Here is a 24425-nt window from a genome sequence, read left to right as displayed (position 1 = left end):
ATGATCCGGCTGAAATTTGATCAGGTGGCGTTCGGCCAGTGGGCTGTGTTGAATGTACGCTGAAGTGGGTGGACAATGGCAGCGGTAGATACAGCAGACGTTGACGGCGGCGCGCAGAGCGCTGCCCCCACGCGCCCGTTTTCCGCTTTTGAATGGATGATCGCCGGGCGGTATCTGCGCTCCAGGCGCCGCGAGACGTTTATTTCGGTCATCGCAGGGTTTTCCTTCGCGGGGATCATGCTGGGCGTTGCCACCCTCATCATCGTGATGGCGGTGATGAATGGCTTCCGCTCCGAGCTTCTCGGCAAGATCCTCGGGATCAACGGCCATATGCTGGTGCAGCCGATCGATCTGCCCCTGACCGATTACGATGCCGTGTCCGCGCGGCTGGAAGGGGTTCCGGACGTCGTCAGCGCCATTCCCTTTACCGAGGGTCAGGCACTGGTTTCCGGTCCTTCCGCCAATCTCGGCGCGCTGGTCCGGGGTATTTACGAAAGCGATTTGCGGCGCATTCCCCTGATCGCTCAAAACGTCCTGTCGGGCACGCTCGACGGGTTTGACGAAGGTTCCGGGGTCGCCATAGGTTCAAGCATGGCCGAGCAGCTCGGCTTGCGAGTGGGCGACAAGATTACGATCATTTCGCCACGCGGCAGCGTGACACCCATGGGCGTGACGCCGCGGCTCAAGGCGTATCCCATCTCAGCGATTTTCCAGATCGGCATGAGCGAGTATGACGCTACCTTCCTGTTCATGCCGCTTCCCGAAGCCCAGGGCTATTTCAACATGGACACCAAGGCGACGGGTATCGAGATCTATGTGGTCGATCCCGACAGGGTTGGCGTGATGCGCAAGGCGATCGAGGAGGCCGCGGAGAGGCCGGCATTCGTGACCGACTGGCGGCAGCGCAACGTTACCTTCTTTTCCGCGCTTGAAGTGGAACGCAACGTGATGTTCATCATCCTGACCCTGATCGTTCTCGTCGCCGCCCTGAACATTATTTCGGGCATGATCATGCTGGTGAAGGACAAGGGCAAGGATATCGCCATCTTGCGGACGATGGGCGCTTCGCGCGGGGCGATCATGCGCATCTTTCTGATCACCGGCGCCAGCATCGGCTGTGTCGGGACGTTGGCGGGATTTGTGCTCGGGCTGATCGTCTGTCTCAACATCGAAAGCATCCGCCAGTTCGTATCCTGGATGACAAGCACGGAGCTGTTCTCGCCGGAGCTCTATTTCCTTTCGAAGCTGCCGGCGGATATCGATAGCGGCGAAACCATTTCGGTGCTGCTGATGGCTTTGCTGCTCTCGCTTCTGGCCACCGTTTATCCCGCATGGCGGGCCGCACGGCTGGATCCGGTCGAAGCCCTTCGGTACGAATGAGGAGCGCAGATATGGACATGTCCGTTGAATCGCGCCGCGCACCGAATCTGAGCCCCGCCGCGCTGGAACTGGCAGGCATCACGCGCAGCTTCTCGGAAGGTGACCGGCAGCTGGACATCCTGAGTGGAGCGAACCTGCGTATTGAAGCTGGGGAGATGGTCGCTCTGGTGGCACCGTCGGGCACCGGCAAGTCCACGCTTTTGCATATCGCCGGGTTGCTGGAGCGTCCGGACAATGGCGATGTTTTCGTCGGAGCGGTGAATTGTACAGAGCTTTCCGACGAGCAGCGCACGGCGATCCGGCGCAACGATATCGGTTTCGTTTATCAGTTTCATCATCTGTTGCCGGAGTTCACCGCCCAGGAAAACATCATGATGCCGCAGATGATCCGGGGACTGTCGCGGGCAGTCGCGGCCGAGCGCGCCGATGAGTTGCTCAATTACATGCGTATCGGAGAGCGCGGCAAACACCGCCCGTCGGAACTCTCCGGTGGCGAACAGCAACGGGTTGCGGTTGCCCGCGCGGTTGCGAACGCCCCGAGGATCCTCCTTCTTGACGAACCGACCGGCAATCTGGATCCCAAGACGGCGAATTATGTTTTCGACGCTCTGGCAGCTCTGGTGCGCGCCTCCGGCGTGGCAACGCTCTTTGCCACCCACAATATGGAGCTCGCGGGCCAAATGGACCGGGCGATCACACTTCAGGACGGACTGGTCACGCCGCTTTAGCGGAGTTCGAGGACCAAATCGACCTGCCGGGGGTGCTTTCAGACCTCAAGACACGATCGATCGGATCAGTCAGGCCGGGTCTGAGAGCAGGTGACGGGTTCCTGTTCTGTGGCGCGAGAACAAAGCAAAAACCCGAGATTTTCCGCAAATTTGATTTACCTTAAGGCAAGGGGAACAAAAAGGGCTTGCAAAAGGAACAAAAATGGAACATGCTGGTTTTATGCAATGAGCCTTGGTTGGAGGGTGTGATGTTCCATATCGCTCGTGATTTTGCCGCTTTCGGATCTCTCGTTTGCTTCTGCACCACATTGGTCGTCTGGGGCGACGTGCTGTTCGCCGCAGGCTAATTGTGGAGCCGTGCGGAAAAAGGGTTGCGCGCGTCTGCGAGCGTCCCGCGCCGGAAGGCGGGTGTTTCCTGGAAAAGAACTGCGGTGACAACTCGATGCACGTCTCGACTTGCCTTTCGTGACAGGTTTCACTTGGAGCCTGATTCTGTGAGACAAGACGAGCGTTGCAATGACCGGTTCCGACACGACCTCCCAGGGGGGGCTTAGCACCACGAAAGGTGAGGGCGAGACGTTGGGGCCGGGGTTCGTTCATCTGAGGGTCCATTCTGCCTTGTCCCTTCTGGAAGGGGCGTTGCCGATCAAGAAACTCCTGGATCTGGCCAAGGACGACGCTCAGCCGGCCCTTGCGATCGCCGACACCAACAACCTCTTCGGGGCGCAGGAGTTTTCAGGCAAGGCCTGGGGTGCTGGAATACAACCTATTACGGCCTGCCAGCTTTCGATTTTTTTCGATGACGGTCTCGATAGCGGACGGCGCGGAGAACCGGCGCTTGCCGATGTCGTTCTGATCGCCATGACCGAAGCGGGTTATGGCAACCTGATGGAACTGTCCTCCCGGGCCTTTCTCGATACGGAAACCGGTTTGCGGCCGCACGTTTCCGCCGAGTACCTTTGCTCCAAGTCCCAGGATGTGATCTGCCTGACCGGCGGCTGTTACGGTCCTGTCGGCGCCGCTCTTCTGGCCGGACGCAGGGATCTGGCGAAACAGCGTCTGGAAATTCTGGCAACGGCATTTTCCGGCCGGTGTTACGTCGAGCTTCAACGGCACGGCATGGAGGCCGAGCGTAAGACGGAGCCGGCGTTTCTGGACCTGGCCTATGAACACGACCTGCCGCTGGTCGCCACCAACGAGGCCTTTTTCCCGAAGCGCGAAGACTACGAAGCCCATGATGCGCTCATCTGTATTTCCGAAGGCCGGGTGCTGATTGAGGACGACCGGCGGCGCCTGACACCGGAACATTATTTCAAGTCGCGCGCCGAGATGGGGGCGCTTTTTGCCGACCTGCCCGAAGCGCTGGCGTCGACGGTGGAAATCGCGAAGCGGTGCAGCTTCCGGCCCTTGAAACGCGCGCCGATCCTGCCGCGCTTTGCGGGCGCCGATGCCGATCCGGAAGAAGCGGAAAGGGCCGAAGCAGCCGAACTCATCCGTCAGGCGCGTGAAGGTCTCCAGGCGCGTCTTGACGCCCATGGGCTGGCGCCGGGGCTGGAGGAAAAAGATTACTGGGAACGTCTCGATTACGAGACCGGCATTATCGAGCGCATGAAGTTTCCGGGCTACTTCCTGATCGTTGCTGACTTCATCAAATGGGCCAAGAACAACGACATTCCCGTGGGGCCGGGCCGCGGGTCCGGCGCGGGGTCCCTGGTCGCGTGGTCGCTCACGATCACCGATCTCGACCCGATGCGCTTCTCACTGCTGTTCGAGCGATTTCTGAACCCGGAACGTGTGTCGATGCCGGACTTCGACATCGATTTCTGCCAGACACGGCGCGAGGAGGTGATCCGCTACGTCCAGAGAAAATATGGCCGTCAGCAGGTTGCGCAGATCATCACGTTCGGGTCGCTGCAGGCCCGTGCCGTTCTCCGCGACGTCGGCCGGGTGCTGCAGATGCCCTATGGCCAGGTTGACCGGCTGTGCAAGCTGGTGCCTGCGAACCCGGCCAATCCGGTGACACTTGCCCAGGCGATTGCGGACGAACCGCGCCTGCGCGAGGCGGAAAAGGAAGAAGAGATCGTCGCCCGGCTTTTGAACATGGCGCAAAAGCTTGAAGGGCTTTACCGGCACGCTTCGACCCATGCCGCCGGCGTCGTCATTGGCGACCGGCCTCTCGAACAGCTTGTTCCGCTATATCGAGATCCGCGCTCCGACATGCCGGTCGCGCAGTTCAACATGAAGATGGTGGAAGACGCCGGGCTGGTGAAGTTCGACTTCCTCGGCCTGAAGACGTTGACGGTGATCGACACCGCTGTGAAGCTGATCGAGCGCCGCGGCGTGACCGTCGATGTGGCGGGTCTGCCCATCGACGACGAGAAGACCTATCAGCTTCTTGCTCGAGGCGAGACCTTCGGCGTGTTCCAGCTGGAAAGTCAGGGCATGCGCCGGGCAATCGCCGGCATGAAGCCGGACCGGTTCGAGGACATCATTGCGCTTGTCGCGCTCTATCGTCCGGGACCGATGGAGAATATTCCGGTCTATAACGCGGTGAAACATGGCGAACAGGACCCGGACTGCCTGCATCCGCTGCTCGAACCGATCCTCATGGAGACGAATGGCATCATCGTCTACCAGGAGCAGGTGATGCAGATCGCCCAGGTGCTGTCCGGCTACTCGCTCGGCGAAGCGGATCTGCTGCGCCGCGCCATGGGCAAGAAGATTGCCGCGGAAATGGAGATCCAGCGAGCCCGCTTCGTTGACGGCGCGGTGGAACGCGGCATCAACAAGACCCAGGCCGGAACGATCTTCGACCTCGTTGCGAAATTCGCCAACTACGGTTTCAACAAATCGCACGCGGCCGCTTACGCCCTGGTCTCTTATCACACGGCCTGGCTCAAGGCGAACCACCCGGTGGAGTTCATGGCTGCCTCCATGACGCTCGATCTCGGCAACACCGACAAGCTTGGGGATTTCCGGCAGGAAGCGCGGCGCATGGGGATCGACATCGTGCCGCCGTCGATCAATCGGTCGCAGGTTCATTTCGATGTTGCGGACGGCAAGATCCTTTACGCCATGGGGGCGATCAAGGGTGTCGGCGAACAGGCGGTGGAACACATCGTCGAGGCGCGGGGTGACAAGCCTTTCAAGAGCCTGGGCGATTTTGCAAGACGAATCTCGCCGCGGGCGCTTAACAAGCGGACGCTCGAGAACCTGGCCGCCGCCGGTGCCTTTGATGAATTGGAACCGAACCGGGCCAGGGTCTTTGAAGGTCTCGACCGGGTTATGGGGCTTGCGCAACGCACGGAAGAAAACCGGACGCTCGGTCAGGATGAACTCTTCGGCGCCAGCGACAGCGAGGAACCGTTGCAGCTCGACGAGGTCCGACCGTGGACCAACGAGGAAAAGCTGCAGCGCGAACATGCTGCCATCGGGTTTTATCTCTCCGCCCATCCGATCGACGAATATGAGAAAATCCTCGCCAAGATGCGGGTTCAACCCTGGACCCGTTTTGCCGAGGCGGTGAAGAGCGGCAAGTCTGCACATGGCCGATTGGCCGGAACCGTCATTTCCATGCAGGAGCGCAAGACCAAGTCGGGTACCCGTATGGGAATCGCGCGGCTGTCCGACGCCACCGGACAGTACGAGGCTCTGCTTTTCCGTGAAAAGCTTGAGCAGTTCCGCGACGTCCTTCAGGCCGGACGGTCCGTTGTCGTACTGGTCGGCGCGGATATGCGCGACGACGAACCTTCCTTGCGCATTGAGAAAGTCGATCCCATCGAGACCGAGGTTGCGCGCCTGCAAAAAAGCATGCGCGTCTTTGTGCGCGACGAACGTCCGATCCAGAGCCTCGCCCGCCATCTCCATGTGCGCGGCGAGGGGGACGTGACGGTGATCGTGCTTCTGGAAAACGGTGCGCGCGAGGTTGAGGTGAAATTGCCCGGCCGCTTTCGCCTGTCGCCGGAAATCGCCGGGGCGCTCAAGGCTGTGCCGGGCGTAACCGATGTGCAGATGGCGTAGGCCTGCGCGCTTTCCAGGGTCTGGCCGTTGTGCGGGGCCGGCAGGTGCCGCGTGAACCGGACGGCTGTTTCGTGATCGGCCGATTCGAAGCTTTCCGACAATCGAGCTGAATGGCTCGGCGGCGGACATGACTTCCAAACCCTTGGAGAACCAGGAAGCGCGGGCGTGCCTGCGGTTCAGGTCAGTACGATAATCGCCGTGCCGACAATCGCGGCAACTGCCCCAAAGACCGCCCTTGGGGCGGGTGCCCGTCCTTCCCGCACCCAGAGAATCGGAAGCACGAGAACGGGTGAGAGTGATCCCAGAACGGCGGCGAGCCCGGCGTGGAAGTTGGCGAAGGCATAAAGCAGCAGGGACGAAGAGACGACGTAGCCGATAAAGCCGGGCAAAATCGTCCGGCCGAGCAGAGAAGGTGTCAGTTTCTCGCCAGGCCGGAAAGCTTCCGCGGGCCAAAGGCCGATGATCGAGATCAGGAACGCGGCTCCCAGCAAACGAACGGCCGAGACGGCGAGGGGGGGCATGCCTTCCGCCATTGCAGGTTTCACCACCAGGAAGCCGAAGCCCTGGCTGACGACGGCAAAAAGGCCCAGCAGGACAACGATGCCTAGGCTTCCGCTGACCCTGTCGCTTCGTGATGTTTCCGGACCGGAAAACTGAACCGAGAGCCAGATGCCGGAAATGACAATCAATCCGCCAGCGACATCCCAGAGGTTCAGGGTCTCTCCGAACCACAGATAGGCCATCAAGGCGACGACAGGCCCTCTTAGCGCGAGCAGGAGTTCGGTCCTGCGCGGGCCGCCCCGCCGCAGACATTCGATCATTGCGAGGTTCCCGGCAAGAATGCCGAAGACCGCGCTCAGCAAGAAAGAAGGCCAATGGTGCCAGGGGATGGCGGACCAATAGCCGAGGCCCGCCGAGAGCAGGGAAACGAGTGCCGCGCAGGCGGTGAGCTGTATCCGCGTGAATTCAAAGGCTCCCAGACGTCTCGCAGGTTGCTGGGCAAGCACGATGCCGGAGGCCCAACCCAACGATGCGCCGACGGCGGCGGCAACTGGCAAAAGCAACATGACAGTCAACCCAATATTTGCTACATAAACGGTAGCAATATGGCTGCTACATAAAAAATAGCAAGAGGGGTGAATGGCAGTATCCATTCCAAGACCGGGAACGCCCGTCCGGGGCTCGAAGACCGGGAAGCCGATTATGGCTCTTTTCGACCTGCTGGGACGAAGCTGGACGCTCGGAATCATTTGGCAGCTCTCGGAAGACGCCCTGACCTTTCGCGATCTTCAGAGCCGGTGCGAGGGCGTATCGCCGACAGTGCTCAACAAACGCCTGAAGGAGTTGAAGGAATGCGCTCTGGTCGACCACGGCGGCGAGGGATATCGCCTGACGGCGCTGGGGCAGGAGCTGTTTGCTCTTCTTGCGCCGTTCGGCAGCTGGTCGCAAAACTGGTCGCGTAACGTGTTCGGCGAGCAAGGAGGGGAGGAATGACCGGCTCCGGGCGGTCTTTCGTTCAAGCGTAAGGCGGAAAGAAGCAACTGTGTGGCTGGGTGAAGAAAACCAGCCGTTGGCCCTTGAAATAAAATTCCTCTCCCACTATAAGGCGCGCATTCCACACGCAAGGGGCGGAACCTGAGCTTATCGGGGTCCATCCGGTGGCCGATCGGGAGCGATCCTCCGGCCCAAATCCTCTTGCGGAGGTTAAACCGGAAAACTCAGGAGATATAGGGCCATGGCATTGCCCGATTTCACCATGCGTCAGCTCTTGGAAGCTGGCGTGCACTTTGGTCACCAGAAACACCGCTGGAACCCGCGTATGGGTCAGTACATCTTTGGTGTACGCAACGACGTCCACATCATGGATCTGTCCCAGACCGTTCCGCTTCTGCACCAGGCGCTGAAGGCCGTGTCCGACACGGTTGCAGGCGGTGGCCGCGTGCTGATCGTCGGCACCAAGCGTCAGGCACAGGAAGCCGTTGCAGCATCCGCGCGTAACTCCGCCCAGTATTTCGTCAATGCCCGCTGGCTCGGCGGCATGCTGACCAACTGGAAGACCATTTCCCAGTCGATTCAGCGCCTGCGCAAGCTGGAAGAGACCCTGTCTTCGGACGCGGCCAACGCCCTGACGAAGAAAGAGCGCCTGTTCATGGACCGCGAGCGCGAGAAGCTTGAGCGGAACCTTGGCGGCATCAAGGACATGGGCGGTATCCCCGACCTGATCTTCGTGATCGACACCAACCGCGAAGCCATCGCCATTCAGGAAGCTCGTCGTCTGGGTATTCCGGTTGCCGCGATCCTGGATTCGAACTCCAATCCGGATGGGATCACCTACCCGGTTCCGGGCAACGACGACGCCGGACGCGCGCTGTCGCTCTACTGCGACCTGATCGCCCGCGCCGCCATCGACGGTATTTCCCGTGCGCAAGGTGCCGCTGGAATGGATATCGGCGAATCGGAAGAGGCGCCGGTTGAAGAAGCTCTTGCCGAAGCCTCCGAAGAGGCGGCTCCTGCCGAAGAAACTCCGGCCGAAGCAGAACCGGCTGCGGCTGAAGCTTGATGATCTGCTGCCGCGGCTGCCCGCGGCAGTTTCTTGTTAAATTCGCTAGACGGGCTGCAATTTGTTGCGGTCCCGTCATAAAGGCGCGGAAAGCCATCGGCTAAACCGTGTCTCATCTGAAACCCCCATCCACGAGGCAATCGATGAGCATTACCGCTGCGATGGTAAAAGAGCTCCGCGAGAAATCCGGCGCTGGCATGATGGACTGCAAGACCGCCCTCAATGAGTCGGGCGGCGATATGGAAGCGGCTGTTGACTGGCTGCGCACCAAGGGCCTGGCGAAGGCGGCCAAGAAGGCCGGCCGTGTTGCCGCTGAGGGTCTGGTCGGTGTTGCCGCCGAAGGCGGCAAGGCTGCGGTGATCGAGCTGAACTCCGAGACCGATTTCGTTGCGCGCAACGAAGGCTTTCAGGAGCTTGTCTCCAAGGTTGCCAAGGCGGCTGTCGAAACAGACGGTTCCGTCGAAGCTGTTGCGGCCGCCGATCTCGACGGCAAGCCGGTTTCCGACGCAATCACAGATGCTATCGCGACCATCGGCGAGAACATGACCCTGCGCCGGTCCGCGATCCTGTCGGTGAACGAAGGCGTCGTCGCCACATACGTACATGGCTCCGTTGCCGATGGACTTGGCAAGATCGGCGTTCTGGTCGCTCTTGAATCGTCCGGCGACAAGGACAAGCTGAACGCCCTTGGTCGTCAGATCGCCATGCACGTTGCGGCAACCAGCCCGCTGGCTCTGAACACGGAAGAACTGGACCAGGCTGTCGTCGAACGCGAAAAGACCGTGTTCTCCGAGCAGGCTCGGGAATCAGGCAAGCCGGACAACATCATCGAAAAGATGGTGGAAGGACGTTTGCGCAAGTTCTACGAGGAAGTTACCCTCGTCAAACAAGCCTTCGTCATCAACCCGGATCTGACGGTTGAAAAGGCTGTCGAGGAACTTGCCAAGGAACTCGGCACGGAAGTCAAGCTCACCGGATTTGTCCGCTTCGCCCTAGGCGAGGGGATCGAAAAGGAGGAGCAAGACTTTGCCGCGGAGGTGGCGGCAGCCACCGGGCAGTAAGCTTCAGAAAAAGCGCCGGCCAGTCCGGCGCTTTTTTTATAGAAAGACAATTTGACCAGGGTGCACCTATGACGACCTCCTTACGTTGGAAACGGATTCTCCTGAAACTCTCCGGTGAGGCCCTGATGGGGTCCCAGGCGTTCGGAATCGATCCCTCCATCGTTCAGAGGATCGCGAAGGAAATTGCGGACGCGGTCGCCCTCGGTGCCCAGGTCGGCGTGGTTGTCGGTGGCGGCAACATTTTCCGCGGCGTTGCTGTGGCCGCCAAAGGCGGCAACCGGGTGACCGGCGACCACATGGGCATGCTCGCGACGATCATGAACAGTCTGACCCTTGCGGACGCTCTCAGGCGGCTGAAGGTGAATGCCCGGGTTCTGTCCGCCGTTGCCGTTCCATCCATCTGCGAGACGTTTTCCCAGAGGGTTGCGGACCGCTATATGGAAGACGGCGACGTCATCGTGTTTGCGGGCGGAACGGGCAATCCGTTTTTTACCACGGACAGCGGTGCGGCCCTGCGCGCCGCCGAGATGAAATGCGATGCCTTTCTGAAGGGAACTCAGGTGGACGGTGTCTATTCCGAGGATCCGAAGGTCAATCCGGATGCCGAACGGTATGAAACGCTCGGCTATGAAGAAGTTATTCAGCGCAACTTGAAGGTCATGGACACCACGGCCATCGCTCTGGCGCGGGACAACTCAATTCCCGTCATCGTGTTTTCCATCCACTCGCCCGGCGCCTTGGTCAGCGTGCTGCAGGAAACCGGAACCTACACGGTCGTCGGCGACTGAAAGTTTTCAACCGTATCACCGCACAAGCACTTGTGTTTCGGCGCGTTTATGCCATGTTGGCGCGCGCCGGGACTCTATGAAACCAAGTACAAAACAACTGTGAGGACAAAATGTCGGTAGAAGGTGTAGATCTGGACGATCTGAAGCGCCGCATGCAGGGGGCTCTTTCGGTGCTGAAAACCGATTTCGCCGGCCTTCGAACCGGCCGGGCATCTTCTTCCATGCTGGACCCGATCTCAGTTGAGGCCTACGGACAGTCCATGCCGATCAATCAGGTGGCAACCGTTTCGGTCCCCGAACCGCGCATGGTCGCCGTTCAGGTGTGGGACAAGAGCATGGTTGCGGCGGTTGAAAAGTCGATCCGCGAATCCAACCTGGGCCTGAATCCTGTTGTTGACGGTCAGTTGCTTCGCCTGCCGATTCCCGAACTCAACCAGGAACGCCGGCAGGAACTCATCAAGGTCGCGCACAAATATGCCGAACAGGCGAAGGTCGCTATCCGTCATGTCCGCCGCGATGGCATGGACGATGCGAAGAAGGCCGAAAAAGACGGTGACATTTCCCAGGACGATAGCCGTGTCGCTTCAGAAGAAGTGCAGAAACTGACCGATCAGATGATCGCCGAGGTGGACAGCATGCTGGAAAAGAAAGAACAGGAAATCTCTCAGGTCTGATTGAACCAGACCTGAACAGCGGGGTAGCCCATGAGCGCCAGCCAGAACCGGAAACCGCATGTGCTTGCTGCGGATGGCTCCAGCGTCAAGCTGCCGCGCCATGTCGGCTTCATCATGGACGGCAACGGACGTTGGGCGACTTCGCGCGGTCTGCCGCGCACCGAGGGGCACCGGCACGGGCTCCAGGCCCTGCGCAACGTGATCCGGCATGCGGGCAAGATCGGTATCGAAGTCATCACGATCTACAGTTTTTCGTCGGAGAACTGGAACCGGCCGGAAACGGAAGTCGCTTTCCTCATGAGTTTGCTTCGCCGGTTCGTGCAACGGGACCTGAGCGAACTTCACGACGCCAATGTCCGTATCCGCATAATTGGCGGGCGCAGCGATCTTGAGCCGGGCATTTTGTCCCTGCTCGAGGAGGCGGAGGAACTGACGCGCAACAACACGGGCTTGAACCTTGTCGTGGCTTTCAACTACGGCGCCCGTTCCGAGATTGTGCGTGCGGTGCAAAGTCTGGCAAAACAGGTCGCGGCAGGGGACTTGAAGCCCGAAGACATTTCCGAGGAACGCGTGTCCAATGCATTGGACACCGGGGGGCTGCCGGATCCGGATTTGATTGTGCGAACCAGCGGTGAAATGCGTTTGTCGAATTTCCTGCTCTGGCAGGCAGCATATTCGGAATTCTATTTCTGCGATCTGCATTGGCCCGATTTCGACGAAGCGGCCTTTGACAAAGCGCTTGAATGCTATGGTAGCCGCGAGCGCCGGTATGGCGGACTTGACGCCAAGGCGCTGTGACGGCCGGCTGATGTGATGGCGGTTTCCGATCGACCTCCCGGGAAAAACTCGGATCTTGGCTTGAGAGTGGCATCCGCCGCTGTCCTGGCACCCGCGGTGCTTGGTCTCACGTATCTGGGGGGGGCGGCGTATTCCGTTCTGATGTTTGCCGCTGCCGCCCTTTTTCTGTGGGAATGGTTCAAGATCACGGGAATTGGTGTTTCGTCGGGTGCGGCTCTGACCGGTTTCGCGTCGCTCTCTGCTCTCGCTGTCCTGGTCTTTTTCGGGTTTCCGCTGGCAGGGCTCGCCGTTCTGCTTGCGGGCGTCGCCAGCGCATATGCGCTTCTCCGGTTTCAACGGTCCGCGCGCTGGTGCCTGGAAGGTATTCTCTACAGTGGGTTTGCACTCTATTCGCTCCTTCTCGTCAGGGAAGGGGAGCATGGGTTGCTGTTCTCTTTCTTTCTCCTGATTGTGGTTTGGGCCACAGACATTTTCGCCTACTTCACCGGACGCGCGCTCGGCGGCCCGAAACTCTGGAAACGGGTTTCTCCCAAGAAAACCTGGTCTGGTGCGATCGGTGGCCTGGTCATTGCCACGTTGTTTGGGGGGGGCATTGCCTATTTCTCCGGGGCGCGCAACGTTGCGGCCTGGACTGCGCTTGCCTTGGCTCTGTCTGTTGTTTCCCAAGGTGGAGACCTTTTGGAATCCGCGATCAAGCGACGGTTCGACGTCAAGGATTCCAGTCAACTCATACCCGGCCATGGCGGCATTATGGACCGTATTGACGGGCTCGTTGCAGCGGCCATCGCCGCCGTCGTCGCCGGACTGGCGTTCGGCGGGACGCTGGACGATCCGATTTCCGGTTTCGGACTGAGTTAGGTTCGCGGAACATCCGAGACGTCTTGAGCGGGGATGTTCGATGCGACAGGACCCGGTAAAACAGGACCTTTGATCTTCGAGGCCTGATCCGGTGTGGCGCTCAGGTGCCTGACGTGGCCTGACGGCCAGGCCGATACGGAGTTCAGGCCGTTACGGAGTTGATGGCGTTTGAAAATTTCTTTTTGACCATTAACACGCCGTAATTTTCTTTTTAGTACAGAGCTAGGCATACGTCCAAGCTGCGCAGGTGGGATACACTCAATGGATCTTGTTCTTTCCGCTTATTCTCTCATTGTCGGAACCATTGTTCCCTTCCTGTTTGTTTTGACGATTGTCGTTTTTTTTCATGAGCTTGGACACTTTGCGGTCGCACGTTGGTGCGGTGTGAAGGTGGATGCGTTCTCGGTTGGCTTCGGCCGGGAGATATTTGGCTGGACAGACAGCAAGGGAACGCGCTGGAAGCTGTCCTTGATCCCCTTGGGCGGTTACGTGAAGTTTTCTGGCGACGAAAACGCGGCCAGCGTGCCAAATCGTGACGCGATCGCACAAATGAGTGAGGAGGACCGTAAAACGGCCTTCATCGCCAAACCCGTGTGGCAGCGAGCGGCTGTGGTTGCCGCCGGTCCTCTCGCGAATTTCCTGTTGGCCATTGTCATCTTCAGCGTTCTCTTCATGTCTGCCGGGAAACAGGGATTCGTGCCGGTCGTGGAAGAAGTGTTTCCTGGCGGCGCTGCCCAACGGGACGGCATTCAGGCAGGGGACATCGTCCGGGAAATCGACGGTCGAAAAATCGATACCTTCGCGGATCTGCGCCAGATCGTGCTTATGAGCCCGCATACGCCTCTCCTGTTTCAGGTGGAGCGTGGCGGTGAACTGGTCGACCTGACCGTTACGCCCGGCGCAAAGGAAAAGGAAGTCATGCTCGGCGAGCGCCAGATGGCGGGGGATGTCGGGCTGCGCGGAACCAATGATCCGGAAAACATGGTCCGCATCAAATATTCGCCGCCCGAAGCGGTGGGCGAGGGTGTCAAGGAGACATACCGGATCATCGAAGGAACCTTCAGCTATGTCTGGGGCATGATCAATCAAACCCATTCGGCTGATCAGCTCGGAGGTCCCATCCGGGTTGCGCAGATTTCCGGAAAAGTTGCCGAGATCGGTATTTTGCCGCTAATTTCTCTCACGGCTGTTCTTTCGGTGAGCATTGGCCTGATCAACCTGGCACCGGTGCCGATTCTGGATGGCGGGCATCTTGTCTATTACGCCGCCGAGGCCTTGAGAGGAAAGCCGTTGAGCGAAAAGGTTCAGGATGTGGGATTCCGGATCGGATTGGGGCTGGTTCTGATGCTTATGGTGTTCGTGACGTGGAAGGATATTTTAAGACTTGTCGGTACCAATTCTTAGTTGCCGTGACATTGACGCAACGTCTTCTGACTAAATCGCTTTCAGCCACGAAGGGCGGTTGCGTTATCGGTAAAAACCTATAAAACGATCCTCGGTTCCGAGAATCCGCTGGGGTGAAGCGGGTCTCGGGAGGGGTTTAAAAACAAAGGCATAGCGCACTAATGCAGCGATTGCAGAAATACATACAGGCCGTTTTGATGGCCGTCGCCATGTTCACAGCGGGAGCGGCGCTGCCTCATGGGAATGGGTCCTTTTCCTTCGTTACGCCGGCAGAAGCCGCCGTTGCCAGAACCATTCAGGTCAATGGCAATACGCGTGTCGAGGACGAGACCGTTATCAGTTACCTGACCATCGTTCCCGGGCGTTCCTACAGCGCGTACGACGTCGATGAGTCTCTGAAGGCGTTGTACGCTACCGGCCTGTTCGCCACGGTCGACATCACCCCTCGTGGCAGCGTTGTCGTCGTTACCGTTACGGAGAACCCGATCATCAACAGGGTTTCCTTCGAGGGTAATCGCAAGATCAACGACGAGGCGCTCGGTACGGCAGTCCGTTCGCAGCCGCGGGCGATGCTGTCGCGCGCCAAGGTTCAGGCGGACGTTCAAAACATTCTTGAATCCTATCGTCGTTCCGGCCGTTACGGCGCGTCCGTTGAACCGAAGATCATCGATCGCGGCCAGAACCGCGTCGACCTGGTCTTCGAGATCAACGAAGGTGCGAAGACCGGTGTGGAGCGCATCAGCTTCATCGGCAACAAGGCTTTCAGCGACGGGCGCTTGAGGGAAGTCATCCGGACACGGGAGAGCGGGTTGTTGAGCTGGTTGCGCAGCTCGGACACCTATGATCCAGACCGGTTGGCCGCGGATGAAGAGCTGCTGCGTCAGTACTACAACAAAAAGGGCTATGCGGACTTCCGTATTGTCTCCGTGAGCGCGGATCTCGATCGCGAGCAGAACATCTTCTACGTGACCTTCACGGTCGACGAGGGTGAAAAATACAAGATCGGGGACGTGGAAATCGTTTCGACGATCTCCGATGTCGATCCCGATGAGCTTCGCCGCTTGCTGCGGACCCGTTCGGGTCAGACCTTCAACGCCCTCCGTATCGAGCAGACTGTTGAAGACATCACGTTGCGCGTGTCGGAAGAAGGGTATGCCTTCGCTCGCGTTCGTCCTCGGGGTGCGCGCGACTACGACAACAACACGATCTCGTTGATTTACTACATCGAGGAAGGTTCGCGGGCCTATGTCGAGCGGATCAATATCATCGGTAACGACCGGACTCGCGAGTATGTCATTCGCCGCGAATTCGACATCGCCGAAGGGGATGCCTTCAACAGGGCGCTTCTCGACAAGGCGGAGCGCCGGCTGAAGAATCTCGGTTTCTTCGAGCGTGTCGCGATCACGACGCAGCAGGGCAGCTCTCCGGACCGCGTGGTCGTCAACGTAAGGGTGGAAGAGAAGCCGACTGGAGAAATCTCCTTCGGTGTCGGCTATTCCACGGTCGATGGAATCGTTGGCGATATCTCGATCACGGAAAAGAACTTCCTGGGCCGCGGTCAGTTCGTGAAGATCGCCGTTGGTGGCGGTACGGATACCCAGTCCTACGAGTTCCGCTTTGTCGAGCCGTTCTTCATGGGTCGGCGCATCGCCATGGATCTGGACCTGTATCGGCGGGTTGACGATGCCAACGACTACCGATCCTTCGATCAGGAAACGACCGGCGGTGCGATTGGTTTCACGCTTCCTCTTCGGGAAGACGAGCTGACGGTTCGTTTGTTCTACAACCTGTTCCAGGAGCAGAACACGGATCCGGACGACCAGTCCACGAACATCAACAACTGTAACACGTCCAAGCTGTCCCTTGCGGTCTGTGACTCGCTCGGTACCTATCTGACGTCGTTGGTCGGTTATGAGTTCCGCTACAACACGCTGGATCGTTTCCTCGATCCGACGGATGGCATCTACGCGTCCTTCGGGCAGGAATTCGCCGGCGTGGGTGGCGACAGCTACTACATCAAGACCGAAGCCGAGGCACGCGCCTACAAGGAAATTCTGGCGGATTACGGTCTTGTCGGCAGCCTTGCGGTTCGCGGTGGTAACATCATGGCCATCGGTGACGAGCGCCTGAGGGTTTCCGATCAGTTCATGCTTGGCGGCACGCTTGTTCGCGGCTTTGAAAATCAGGGTATCGGCCCCCGGGATGCGCGCACGGAAGATGCGATTGGCGGTCGTTTCTACTTCGCCGCAACCGCCGAGTCCGTGTTCCCGTTCCCGATCATCCCCAAGGAAATCGGGCTCAGCGGCGCAGTGTTCGCGGATGCCGGCTCACTCTGGGACGCAGATAGCGATCTGGTCAATCTCGTGGAGAACAACGGCGGCGTGATCGACTCCAATGACTTCGCGCTGCGTGCGTCGGTCGGTGCGGGTATCCGCTGGCAGTCGCCCTTCGGGCCGATCCGGGCCGACTTCGCTTATCCGCTCGTGAAGGAAGATTCGGACCAAACCCAGATCTTCCGGTTAAGTGGCGGTACCCGCTTCTAAAGTGCGGTCATATGAGATAAAAAACGGCCGCCGAAGCACCGGCGGCCTTTTTTGTTGGCTGGCCAACAAGGATTAAATCATGTCCGAGCCAAGATTCTTCGAAACGCCTGCTCCCGTTTCCCTATCCGATATCGCCGACTGGGCTGAAGCCGAGGTCGCGCGGGGAGAGGGAACTTTGGAAATAACCGGCGTTGCTCCCTTGGAGGAGGCCGGGCCGGGCAGTCTCGTATTCTTCGACAACACCGCCTACCTCAAACAACTTGAGACAACGACTGCCGCTGCCTGCCTCGTCGGCAAACGCCACAAGGACAAGGTGCCGGAGGGCGTTGCATTGCTGGTGTGTGCGGATCCCTATCGGTCCTGGGCCAAGGTTCTGGCGAAACTTTTTCCCGCGGCAATGGTGCCGAAAGACGATGTTGATCCGTTCGTTTCAGAACGGGCGGCGGTCGACAGTCAGGCGCGTCTTGAACCGGGAGTTACGGTCGAACCCGGGGCGGTGATCGCAGCCGGCGCCGAAATCGGCACGGGGACGGTAATCCGGGCCAACGCCGTGATCGGACGCGGTGTTAAGATTGGCCGTGATTGCGTGATTGGGCCAAATTGCTCTGTTCAGCATTCTGTTCTTGGCAATCGTGTCTATTTCCATCCTGGCGTATGCTGCGGGCAGGATGGCTTCGGATACGCGATGGGCCCGCAAGGCCATCTGAAGGTGCCACAGGTCGGTCGCGTGATCGTTCAGGACGATGTGGAAGTCGGCGCGAACACGACCATCGACCGGGGCGCCAATCGGGATACCATCATTGGGGAAGGCACAAAAATCGATAACCAGGTTCAGATCGGACATAATGTGGTTATCGGTCGTCACTGTGTTCTCGTTTCCCAGGTCGGTCTTTCGGGTAGCTGCACGCTCGAGGATTTCGTTGCGATTGGCGGTCAAACCGGCGTTCGGGGGCACGTGACAATCGGCATGGGGGCGCAGGTCGCGGCGGTCAGCGTGGTGGGCGACGATTTGGCGCCGGGAGGCCGCTATGGCGGCGCACCCGCAAAACCCGTCAAACAGTGGTTCCGCGAGGTCGCGGCGGTCAGAAAACTTGCAGAGCGTGGCAGCGGGTCGTAAACGACAACATATTTGGATCTGAAGGCGCTCATTTGCCGAGGGGCTTTACATGGATGAAATAGAAAACAAGGTGCTGGCCAGCGCGGATATCATGCGCATCCTGAAGCTTTTGCCGCATCGTTATCCGTTTTTGCTTATCGATAAGATCATCGAAATGGACGGCGATAACAGCTGTATCGGCATAAAGAACGTCACGATCAACGAACCGCATTTCAGCGGTCACTTTCCGGAGCAACCGGTTTTTCCCGGCGTGCTTCTGATCGAGGCGATGGCCCAGACCGCCGGGGCGCTTTGCGTTCATTCGAGAGGCGACGATGCGCCGCCGCAACTTGTCTATTTCATGACCATCGACAAGGCCAAGTTCCGAAAGCCGGTTATGCCCGGCGATCAGGTCCATTTTCATGTCAAGAAAATCAGGCAGCGGGCCAACATCTGGAAATTCGATGCCGTCGCCCTGGTTGAAGGCGCCAAGGTTGCCGAAGCCGAGGTGAGTGCCATGCTGGTGGATGCGTGAGGATACATGACTAACATTCATCCGACAGCCGTCATCGAAGACGGGGCCGTCATTGGCGAAGGGGTTCGCATCGGACCCTTCTGTGTGGTCGGTCCGCAGGTCTCTCTTGGCGACGATGTCGAGCTGAAGTCGCATGTGGCCGTGGCCGGGGAAACGTCGATTGGCGCCGGTACCTCCATTTTTCCCTTCGCCTCCATCGGGCATCAGGCGCAGGACCTGAAGTTCAGGGGCGAGAAGGCGACCCTTACGATCGGCGAGGGCTGCATCATCCGTGAAGGGGTGACAATCAATCCGGGGACGGAGGCCGGCGGTTCTTCGACGACGATCGGCGACAATTGCGCCTTTCTGGCGAATTCTCATGTCGGTCACGACAGCCATCTCGGAAGCCGGATCATCCTCTCCAACAATGTCATGATCGCCGGACATGTGGACGTCGGAGACAATGTCATCTTCGGTGGAGGCTCAGCCGTCATTCAGTTTGCGCGTATCGGCAGGAATGCTTTTGTCGGCGGTCTGTCTGGCTTGGAAAACGATCTTATTCCCTTTGGCATGGTCACCGGAAACCGCGCGAAACTGGGCGGTTTGAATCTTATCGGTCTGAAGCGGGCGAATTTTCCCCGCGAGCAGATCCATGCCCTGCGGGCGGCCTATCGGGACCTGTTTGAAAGCACTGAAGGCACGTTGCGCAGCCGGGCGGAGGCAATCGCTGCGGAGATGACCGATCAGCCGCTGGTCAGGACCGTGACCGATTTTATCCTGGAAAAGGATGACCGGCGCTTCTGTACGCCTGGGCTCGAAGACTGATGCGATGGCAGGCGCGGGGGAAGGGCAGATAAGAAGCCTTGCGCTTGTAGCCGGCAACGGCAGTCTGCCAGGGCAGATTGCCGATGCGTTGACCGGTTCGGGGCGAACCTTTCGGGTCGTTGCGATCAAGGGCGAAGCGGACGAGCGTACGCGTGCCCTGGCCGATACGGAACTCGGCTGGGGAGAAATCGGCCGCCTTTATGAGTTTCTGAACAAAACGGGCGCGCAGGATGTGCTTCTCATAGGCGGGGTTTCCAAAAGACCGGATTTCACGTCGATCCTGGGCGATTTCGGTACCTTAAAGCGCCTGCCGACCATCATTCGTGCGCTGGCGGGCGGCGACGACAGTTTGCTGACCAAGGTGATCCGTCTGTTTGAAGTCGAGGGGTTTCGTATCGTGGGGATCAAGGACGTCGCTCCTCAGTTGTTGGCTTCAAGCGGGGTGCTGGGAAAGGTAAGGCCGAAGGACGCGGATTGGCGGGATTTGCAGCTTGCCCTGCAAGCGACCGAGAAGCTGGGTGAACTCGATATCGGCCAGGCAGCGGTGGCGGTTGGCGGGCGTGTCGTCGCGCTTGAAGGCGCAGAAGGAACCGATGCCATGCTTGCCCGCTGTGCGGAGCTGAAACGCATTGGCCGGGTACGGGCTAAGGGGCGTTCGGGTGTTCTCGTAAAGACGGCCAAGCCTGATCAGGATTTGCGGGTGGATCTTCCGACCGTCGGTCCACAGACAATCAAGCTTGCGGTTGATGCGGGTCTTGCGGGCATCGCGGTCGAAGCCCATGGCGCGTTGATCGCGGAAAAAGACGAAACCCTGGCCATGGCCGACAAATCCGGATTGTTTGTAATCGGCATAGACCGGGCGCGGGACACCGAGGACGCCTTCTAATGACTGGTGCGATGCCAACGATTTGTATAGTCGCGGGCGAGGAATCGGGGGACCAGCTTGGATCCGAGCTGATGAAGGCCCTCAATGCCAGGTTGGGGGAAGGGGTCAGGTACTGCGGCGTCGGTGGCGAGCGCATGACGTCGCTTGGTCTGGCCAGCTTTTTTGAGATGTCCGATGTATCGGTCATGGGCATCAGCGCGGTTCTTGCCCGACTGCCGCTTATCGTTCGCAGAATCTATCAGACGGTTGATGCCGTTATTGCCGCGAAACCGGATATTCTGGTGATCGTCGATAGCCCCGATTTTACCCATAATGTCGCGAAAAGGGTTCGCCGCCGCGCACCGGAGATACCGGTGGTCGGTTATGTTTCTCCTTCGGTTTGGGCCTGGAGGCCGGGCCGGGCGAAGAAGATGAGCGCCTATGTCGATGAGCTTCTGGCGTTGCTCCCTTTCGAACCGGAAATTCATAGAAGGCTGGGTGGTCCGAATACCCACTATGTCGGTCATCCGTTAAGCGAGAACGTCGCTGAATTGCGCCCTGCCGACGGAGAAAGGGCTTCCCTGGACGATCGCGGAGCGAAAAAGGTTCTGCTGGTGCTGCCCGGCAGCCGCCGATCCGAGATCGACCGTCTTTTGGATGTGTTTGGTGAAACCGTCGCAAAGGTGAAGCAAACCGAGCCGGATATCGAGGTCACGCTGCCTGCGGTAAGCCACCTGGAAGACCGCATTCGCGCAGGCGTGGCCAATTGGCCGGTTCAGCCGGAGATCGTAACGGGTCTGGACGCCAAGAAGGCGGCATTCCGGCGCGCCCATGCGGCTCTTGCGGCATCCGGTACCGTGTCGCTGGAGCTCGCTCTTGCCGGCGTTCCGATGGTCGTTGCCTACAAGATCGATTGGTTCTTCCGCCGCATCAAAGAGCTCAACAAGATCTTCAAGTTCTCCAGTGTGGACTCTTTCGTTTTGCCGAACATCATTCTCGGCAAGATGGCGATACCTCAATTTCTGGATGACGAGGTTGAACCGGAAATTCTGGCACGCCACCTGACGAATTTGCTTTCGGACAGTGAGGAGCGGCGGGACCAGCTTTCCGAGCTGGCCCGGCTCGATGATGAGATGCGGCTGCCGGACGGATACAGTCAAAGCGCTGCGGCAGCCGATGTTGTCGTGTCTTTGATGCAATCGCACCGGGCTCGCCCTGAGACGATCTCCCGGACATGAAGCAAAAAAGCTCCCGGAACATTTCCGGGAGCTTTTTCTTCTCAGATGAGCTGACCTTGAAGGTCCTTTGCCAGGTTCAACGCCGCTGATCGATCGGCGTGTAGTCGCGTTTGGAGGCGCCTGTGTAAAGCTGGCGCGGACGGCCGATACGCTGGGACGGATCTTCCACCATTTCCTTCCACTGGGCGATCCAGCCGACCGTGCGCGCGAGGGCGAACAGAACGGTGAACATGTTGGTCGGGAAACCAAGAGCGCGCAATGTGATGCCGGAATAGAAGTCGATGTTCGGATAAAGCTTTTTCTCGACGAAATATTCGTCGTTGAGGGCGATTTTTTCCAGCTCGATCGCGACATCCAGCAGCGGATCGTCCTTGATGCCCAGTTCTCCGAGCACTTCGTGAGTGGTCTTCTGCATGATCCGCGCGCGGGGGTCGTAGTTCTTGTAGACCCTGTGGCCGAAGCCCATCAGGCGGAACGGATCGTTTTTGTCTTTCGCGCGGGCGACGAACTCGGGGATCCGGTCGACACTTCCGATTTCCGAAAGCATGTTCAGGGCCGCTTCGTTCGCGCCGCCGTGGGCGGGGCCCCACAGACAGGCGATGCCGGCTGCGATGCAGGCAAACGGGTTGGCGCCCGAAGACCCGGCCAGACGCACCGTGGAGGTGGATGCGTTCTGTTCGTGGTCGGCGTGCAGGATGAAGATACGGTCCATGGCACGGGCGAGAACCGGGTTCACCTTGTATTCCTCGCAAGGCACGGCAAAACACATGTGCAGGAAGTTCGCCGAGTAATCCAGATCATTGCGCGGATAAACGAAAGGCTGACCGATGTGGTACTTGAACGCCATTGCGGCGATCGTCGGCATTTTGGCGATCATGCGCAGAGACGCGACCATGCGCTGATGCGGGTCGGTGATGTCGGTGGAGTCGTGATAGAAGGCCGACAGGGCGCCGACCGTGCCGACCATGATCGCCATCGGGTGCGCGTCGCGGCGGAAGCCGGAGAAAAACCGGTTCATCTGCTCGTGGATCATCGTGTGATAGGTGACCCGTTGAACGAAGTCGTCCTTTTGAGCCTTGGTCGGAAGCTCGCCATACAGCAGCAGATAGCAGGACTCGAGAAAGTCGCCATGGTCGGCAAGCTGCTCGATGGGATAACCGCGGTAGAGCAGCGTGCCTTCGTCACCGTCGATATAGGTGATTTTGGATTCGCAAGACGCGGTCGAGGTAAAGCCCGGGTCGTAGGTGAACATTCCCGTGTCCTTGTACAAGGACGAAATGTTCACAACCGACGGTCCGATGGAGCCGTCAAGAACGTCGAAAGAGTGGTCGTTGCCACCGACGTTGAGCTTGGCGTTGTTGTCGGCCATTCAGAAAACCCCTTTGCGTTAACCTGGCGAACCGTCCTGAAACCGGCTGTCTCGCAAAGGGAGATGGCGGGTGCCGGACGGCACTGGAGAATTTTTCGCGTCTTGCGTAGCCCATTTACCGCACTGCCGCAAGCAGGTCGGTATAACCCTTTGGTCAAATGTAATTTTCCGCCGGACAAAGGGCGCTTATCGGCGGAAAACGGTCAACGAGAGAATTGTTGCCGGTTGTGGCGGCGGACAGTTCCCTAGGCACCTTGATCGTCAATTCTACCGAGGGATTCTTCCTGCCCCAGGGCGACCAGAACGTCATAAATGCCGGGTGAAGTGCCGCGGCCGGTCAGAGCTGCGCGAAGCGGTTGCGCCACCTTGCCGAGCTTCAGGTCCTTTTGCTCGGCATAGGCTTTGACGGAGGTTTCCAGCGGTTCCGCAGCCCATTCGGGCACGGTGGAGAGAACGCCGTGGAGGTCCCGCAAAATCTGCCTTGCTTCGTCGGTTAGGATCTTTTCGGCCTTTTCATCGGAGTCCAGCGGACGCTGGCGCCACAGATAAGAGGCGCTTTCGGTCAACTCCACAAGGGTCTTGGCGCGTTCTTTCAGGCCGGGAAGGGCGGTGAGAGCGGTTTTCTCGTTGTCCGGATTCGACATCCATTGGAGAACCGGGGCTCCGTCTTCCGCGTGGGTGAGATAGGTTTTCCAGTGGCCCAGCAGTTCGGCGTCGTTTGTGGCCCGCATGTAGTGGCCGTTTAGATTTTCAAGTTTCTTGAAATCGAAACGGGCCGCGGACTGGCCGACGGCGTCCATCCTGAACCATTTTATCATGTCCTCCAGTGACATGATTTCCTCGTCGCCATGGCTCCAGCCCAGACGGGCGAGATAGTTGCGCATCGCCTGTGGCAGGTATCCCATGGCACGGTAAGCTTCCGCACCCGTTGCTCCATGACGCTTTGAGAGCTTCGCGCCGTCGGGACCATGGATAAGTGGAATATGGGCCATCTGCGGTACGTCCCAGCCAAGCGCCTTGAAGATCAGCGTCTGGCGGGCGGCATTGGTCAGATGGTCAACACCACGAATGATATGCGTGACGCCCATGTCGTGATCGTCGACCACGACGGCGAGCATATAGGTCGGCGTGCCGTCGGACCTCATCAGAACGAAGTCGTCCAGATCCTTGTTTGGGATCACGACGCGGCCTTGCACCATATCGTCGACAACCGTTTCGCCTTCCCGTGGCGCCTTGAGCCGGATGACCGGAGCAACACCCTCAGGGGCTTCGGACGCGGAACGCTCGCGCCAGGTGCCGTCATAGCGCGGCGGTCTGCCTTCCGCGCGTGCCTTCTCGCGCATGGCGTCGACTTCTTCCGGGGAGCAGTAGCAGCGATAGGCGGTTCCGTCGGCGAGCATCTGGTCGACAACTTGCCTGTGACGGTCGACGCGGGAGAACTGGGAGACCGGCTCACCGTCCCAATCGAGCCCGAGCCAGGTCAGGCCGTCGATCAGGGCGTCGACTGCCTCCTGTGTTGAACGGGCGCGATCCGTGTCCTCGATGCGAAGCAGCATCTTGCCGTTGTGATGCCTGGCGAACAGCCAGTTGAAGAGCGCGGTGCGGGCTCCGCCGATATGGAGGAAACCGGTCGGGGACGGCGCGAAACGCGTGACGATGTCTTGTGCCATGGTGCTTTTTGAAAGTCTCTGTCAGAATGCTGGC

20 protein-coding genes are annotated in these 24425 nt (G+C 59.2%); 17 read left to right on the top strand and 3 right to left on the bottom strand.

Annotated features, from left to right (window positions below; genetic code table 11):
- The first annotated feature begins 75 nt into the window (after positions 1-75).
- The 3 genes from JF539_RS10505 (at position 76) to dnaE (ending at position 6128) form a co-directional block, all read left to right on the top strand.
- Positions 76-1380 (top strand): lipoprotein-releasing ABC transporter permease subunit, encoded by a 1305-nt coding sequence (locus JF539_RS10505; protein ID WP_209017087.1) that lies wholly within the window; start codon positions 76-78, stop codon positions 1378-1380.
- 11 nt (positions 1381-1391) lie between these two features.
- On the top strand, positions 1392-2108 hold the full coding sequence (locus tag JF539_RS10500) for an ABC transporter ATP-binding protein (RefSeq protein WP_207140314.1): 717 nt from the start codon (positions 1392-1394) through the stop codon (positions 2106-2108).
- 516 nt (positions 2109-2624) lie between these two features.
- Complete coding sequence (gene dnaE, locus JF539_RS10495; RefSeq protein WP_209017086.1) at positions 2625-6128, top strand: DNA polymerase III subunit alpha; 3504 nt, start codon at positions 2625-2627, stop codon at positions 6126-6128.
- Positions 6129-6304: 176 nt separating this feature from the next.
- Here dnaE and JF539_RS10490 read toward each other — a convergent pair whose 3' ends face one another.
- The gene (locus JF539_RS10490; protein WP_207140312.1) at positions 6305-7195 is read right to left on the bottom strand and encodes a DMT family transporter; all 891 of its coding nucleotides are present in this window, start codon (positions 7193-7195) and stop codon (positions 6305-6307) included.
- A gap of 136 nt (positions 7196-7331) precedes the next feature.
- On the opposite strand from JF539_RS10490, the gene JF539_RS10485 reads away from it, so the two are divergent.
- The 14 genes from JF539_RS10485 (at position 7332) to lpxB (ending at position 21352) form a co-directional block, all read left to right on the top strand.
- Entirely contained in the window at positions 7332-7622 is a 291-nt protein-coding gene (locus JF539_RS10485; protein WP_236042364.1) for a winged helix-turn-helix transcriptional regulator, read from the top strand.
- Positions 7623-7863: 241 nt separating this feature from the next.
- Positions 7864-8688: a 30S ribosomal protein S2 gene (rpsB, locus tag JF539_RS10480; protein WP_207140308.1), complete on the top strand. Its 825-nt coding sequence runs from the start codon at positions 7864-7866 to the stop codon at positions 8686-8688.
- Between the two features lie 143 nt (positions 8689-8831).
- On the top strand, positions 8832-9749 hold the full coding sequence (tsf, locus tag JF539_RS10475) for a translation elongation factor Ts (protein WP_207140307.1): 918 nt from the start codon (positions 8832-8834) through the stop codon (positions 9747-9749).
- Between the two features lie 68 nt (positions 9750-9817).
- The gene (gene pyrH / locus JF539_RS10470) at positions 9818-10537 is read left to right on the top strand and encodes a UMP kinase (protein WP_207140305.1); all 720 of its coding nucleotides are present in this window, start codon (positions 9818-9820) and stop codon (positions 10535-10537) included.
- A gap of 110 nt (positions 10538-10647) precedes the next feature.
- Positions 10648-11211 carry a ribosome recycling factor gene (frr, locus tag JF539_RS10465; RefSeq protein ID WP_207140303.1) on the top strand — a complete coding sequence of 188 codons (564 nt, stop codon included), beginning with the start codon at positions 10648-10650 and terminating at the stop codon, positions 11209-11211.
- 30 nt (positions 11212-11241) lie between these two features.
- Positions 11242-12009 (top strand): isoprenyl transferase, encoded by a 768-nt coding sequence (locus JF539_RS10460; protein ID WP_207140301.1) that lies wholly within the window; start codon positions 11242-11244, stop codon positions 12007-12009.
- A 66-nt stretch (positions 12010-12075) separates the two neighbouring features.
- Positions 12076-12867: a phosphatidate cytidylyltransferase gene (locus JF539_RS10455; protein WP_328809246.1), complete on the top strand. Its 792-nt coding sequence runs from the start codon at positions 12076-12078 to the stop codon at positions 12865-12867.
- A 261-nt stretch (positions 12868-13128) separates the two neighbouring features.
- Positions 13129-14271 carry an RIP metalloprotease RseP gene (rseP, locus tag JF539_RS10450; protein ID WP_207140298.1) on the top strand — a complete coding sequence of 381 codons (1143 nt, stop codon included), beginning with the start codon at positions 13129-13131 and terminating at the stop codon, positions 14269-14271.
- A gap of 161 nt (positions 14272-14432) precedes the next feature.
- Positions 14433-16814, top strand: a complete 2382-nt coding sequence (bamA, locus tag JF539_RS10445; RefSeq protein WP_207140296.1) for an outer membrane protein assembly factor BamA — start codon at positions 14433-14435, stop codon at positions 16812-16814.
- 79 nt (positions 16815-16893) lie between these two features.
- Positions 16894-17931 (top strand): UDP-3-O-(3-hydroxymyristoyl)glucosamine N-acyltransferase, encoded by a 1038-nt coding sequence (lpxD, locus tag JF539_RS10440; protein ID WP_207140293.1) that lies wholly within the window; start codon positions 16894-16896, stop codon positions 17929-17931.
- Positions 17932-17980: 49 nt separating this feature from the next.
- On the top strand, positions 17981-18445 hold the full coding sequence (fabZ, locus tag JF539_RS10435) for a 3-hydroxyacyl-ACP dehydratase FabZ (protein ID WP_207140291.1): 465 nt from the start codon (positions 17981-17983) through the stop codon (positions 18443-18445).
- A gap of 6 nt (positions 18446-18451) precedes the next feature.
- Positions 18452-19249, top strand: coding sequence for an acyl-ACP--UDP-N-acetylglucosamine O-acyltransferase (gene lpxA / locus JF539_RS10430; protein ID WP_207140284.1), 798 nt, complete (start codon positions 18452-18454; stop codon positions 19247-19249).
- Entirely contained in the window at positions 19212-20135 is a 924-nt protein-coding gene (locus tag JF539_RS10425; protein ID WP_209017084.1) for an LpxI family protein, read from the top strand. Before lpxA ends, JF539_RS10425 begins: the two co-directional genes overlap by 38 nt.
- Positions 20135-21352 (top strand): lipid-A-disaccharide synthase, encoded by a 1218-nt coding sequence (lpxB, locus tag JF539_RS10420; protein ID WP_207140282.1) that lies wholly within the window; start codon positions 20135-20137, stop codon positions 21350-21352. The genes JF539_RS10425 and lpxB overlap by 1 nt, the downstream gene beginning before the upstream one ends.
- Positions 21353-21428: 76 nt before the next feature.
- Here the strand turns inward: lpxB and gltA are convergent, their stop codons facing one another.
- Together gltA and gltX are read right to left on the bottom strand one after the other, a co-directional pair.
- Positions 21429-22721, bottom strand: a complete 1293-nt coding sequence (gene gltA / locus JF539_RS10415; RefSeq protein WP_207140280.1) for a citrate synthase — start codon at positions 22719-22721, stop codon at positions 21429-21431.
- A gap of 245 nt (positions 22722-22966) precedes the next feature.
- Positions 22967-24391 (bottom strand): glutamate--tRNA ligase, encoded by a 1425-nt coding sequence (gene gltX / locus JF539_RS10410; protein WP_207140278.1) that lies wholly within the window; start codon positions 24389-24391, stop codon positions 22967-22969.
- Positions 24392-24425 lie beyond the last annotated feature (34 nt).

Source organism: Roseibium aggregatum (assembly GCF_017309185.1).
Lineage (GTDB): Bacteria > Pseudomonadota > Alphaproteobacteria > Rhizobiales > Stappiaceae > Roseibium > Roseibium aggregatum_B.
This window is presented reverse-complemented; position numbering and strand designations above follow the sequence as displayed.

Coding starts and splice junctions, on each gene's coding strand:
- tsf (WP_207140307.1), top strand. CDS start 8,832: ATGAGCATTACCGCTGCGATGGTAAAAGAGCTCCGCGAGAAATCCGGC.
- JF539_RS10485 (WP_236042364.1), top strand. CDS start 7,332: ATGGCTCTTTTCGACCTGCTGGGACGAAGCTGGACGCTCGGAATCATT.
- fabZ (WP_207140291.1), top strand. CDS start 17,981: ATGGATGAAATAGAAAACAAGGTGCTGGCCAGCGCGGATATCATGCGC.
- rpsB (WP_207140308.1), top strand. CDS start 7,864: ATGGCATTGCCCGATTTCACCATGCGTCAGCTCTTGGAAGCTGGCGTG.
- rseP (WP_207140298.1), top strand. CDS start 13,129: ATGGATCTTGTTCTTTCCGCTTATTCTCTCATTGTCGGAACCATTGTT.
- dnaE (WP_209017086.1), top strand. CDS start 2,625: ATGACCGGTTCCGACACGACCTCCCAGGGGGGGCTTAGCACCACGAAA.
- bamA (WP_207140296.1), top strand. CDS start 14,433: ATGCAGCGATTGCAGAAATACATACAGGCCGTTTTGATGGCCGTCGCC.
- JF539_RS10500 (WP_207140314.1), top strand. CDS start 1,392: ATGGACATGTCCGTTGAATCGCGCCGCGCACCGAATCTGAGCCCCGCC.
- lpxB (WP_207140282.1), top strand. CDS start 20,135: ATGACTGGTGCGATGCCAACGATTTGTATAGTCGCGGGCGAGGAATCG.
- gltA (WP_207140280.1), bottom strand. CDS start 22,721: ATGGCCGACAACAACGCCAAGCTCAACGTCGGTGGCAACGACCACTCT.
- JF539_RS10490 (WP_207140312.1), bottom strand. CDS start 7,195: ATGTTGCTTTTGCCAGTTGCCGCCGCCGTCGGCGCATCGTTGGGTTGG.
- JF539_RS10460 (WP_207140301.1), top strand. CDS start 11,242: ATGAGCGCCAGCCAGAACCGGAAACCGCATGTGCTTGCTGCGGATGGC.
- lpxA (WP_207140284.1), top strand. CDS start 18,452: ATGACTAACATTCATCCGACAGCCGTCATCGAAGACGGGGCCGTCATT.
- pyrH (WP_207140305.1), top strand. CDS start 9,818: ATGACGACCTCCTTACGTTGGAAACGGATTCTCCTGAAACTCTCCGGT.
- lpxD (WP_207140293.1), top strand. CDS start 16,894: ATGTCCGAGCCAAGATTCTTCGAAACGCCTGCTCCCGTTTCCCTATCC.
- JF539_RS10505 (WP_209017087.1), top strand. CDS start 76: ATGGCAGCGGTAGATACAGCAGACGTTGACGGCGGCGCGCAGAGCGCT.
- gltX (WP_207140278.1), bottom strand. CDS start 24,391: ATGGCACAAGACATCGTCACGCGTTTCGCGCCGTCCCCGACCGGTTTC.
- JF539_RS10425 (WP_209017084.1), top strand. CDS start 19,212: ATGACCGGCGCTTCTGTACGCCTGGGCTCGAAGACTGATGCGATGGCA.
- frr (WP_207140303.1), top strand. CDS start 10,648: ATGTCGGTAGAAGGTGTAGATCTGGACGATCTGAAGCGCCGCATGCAG.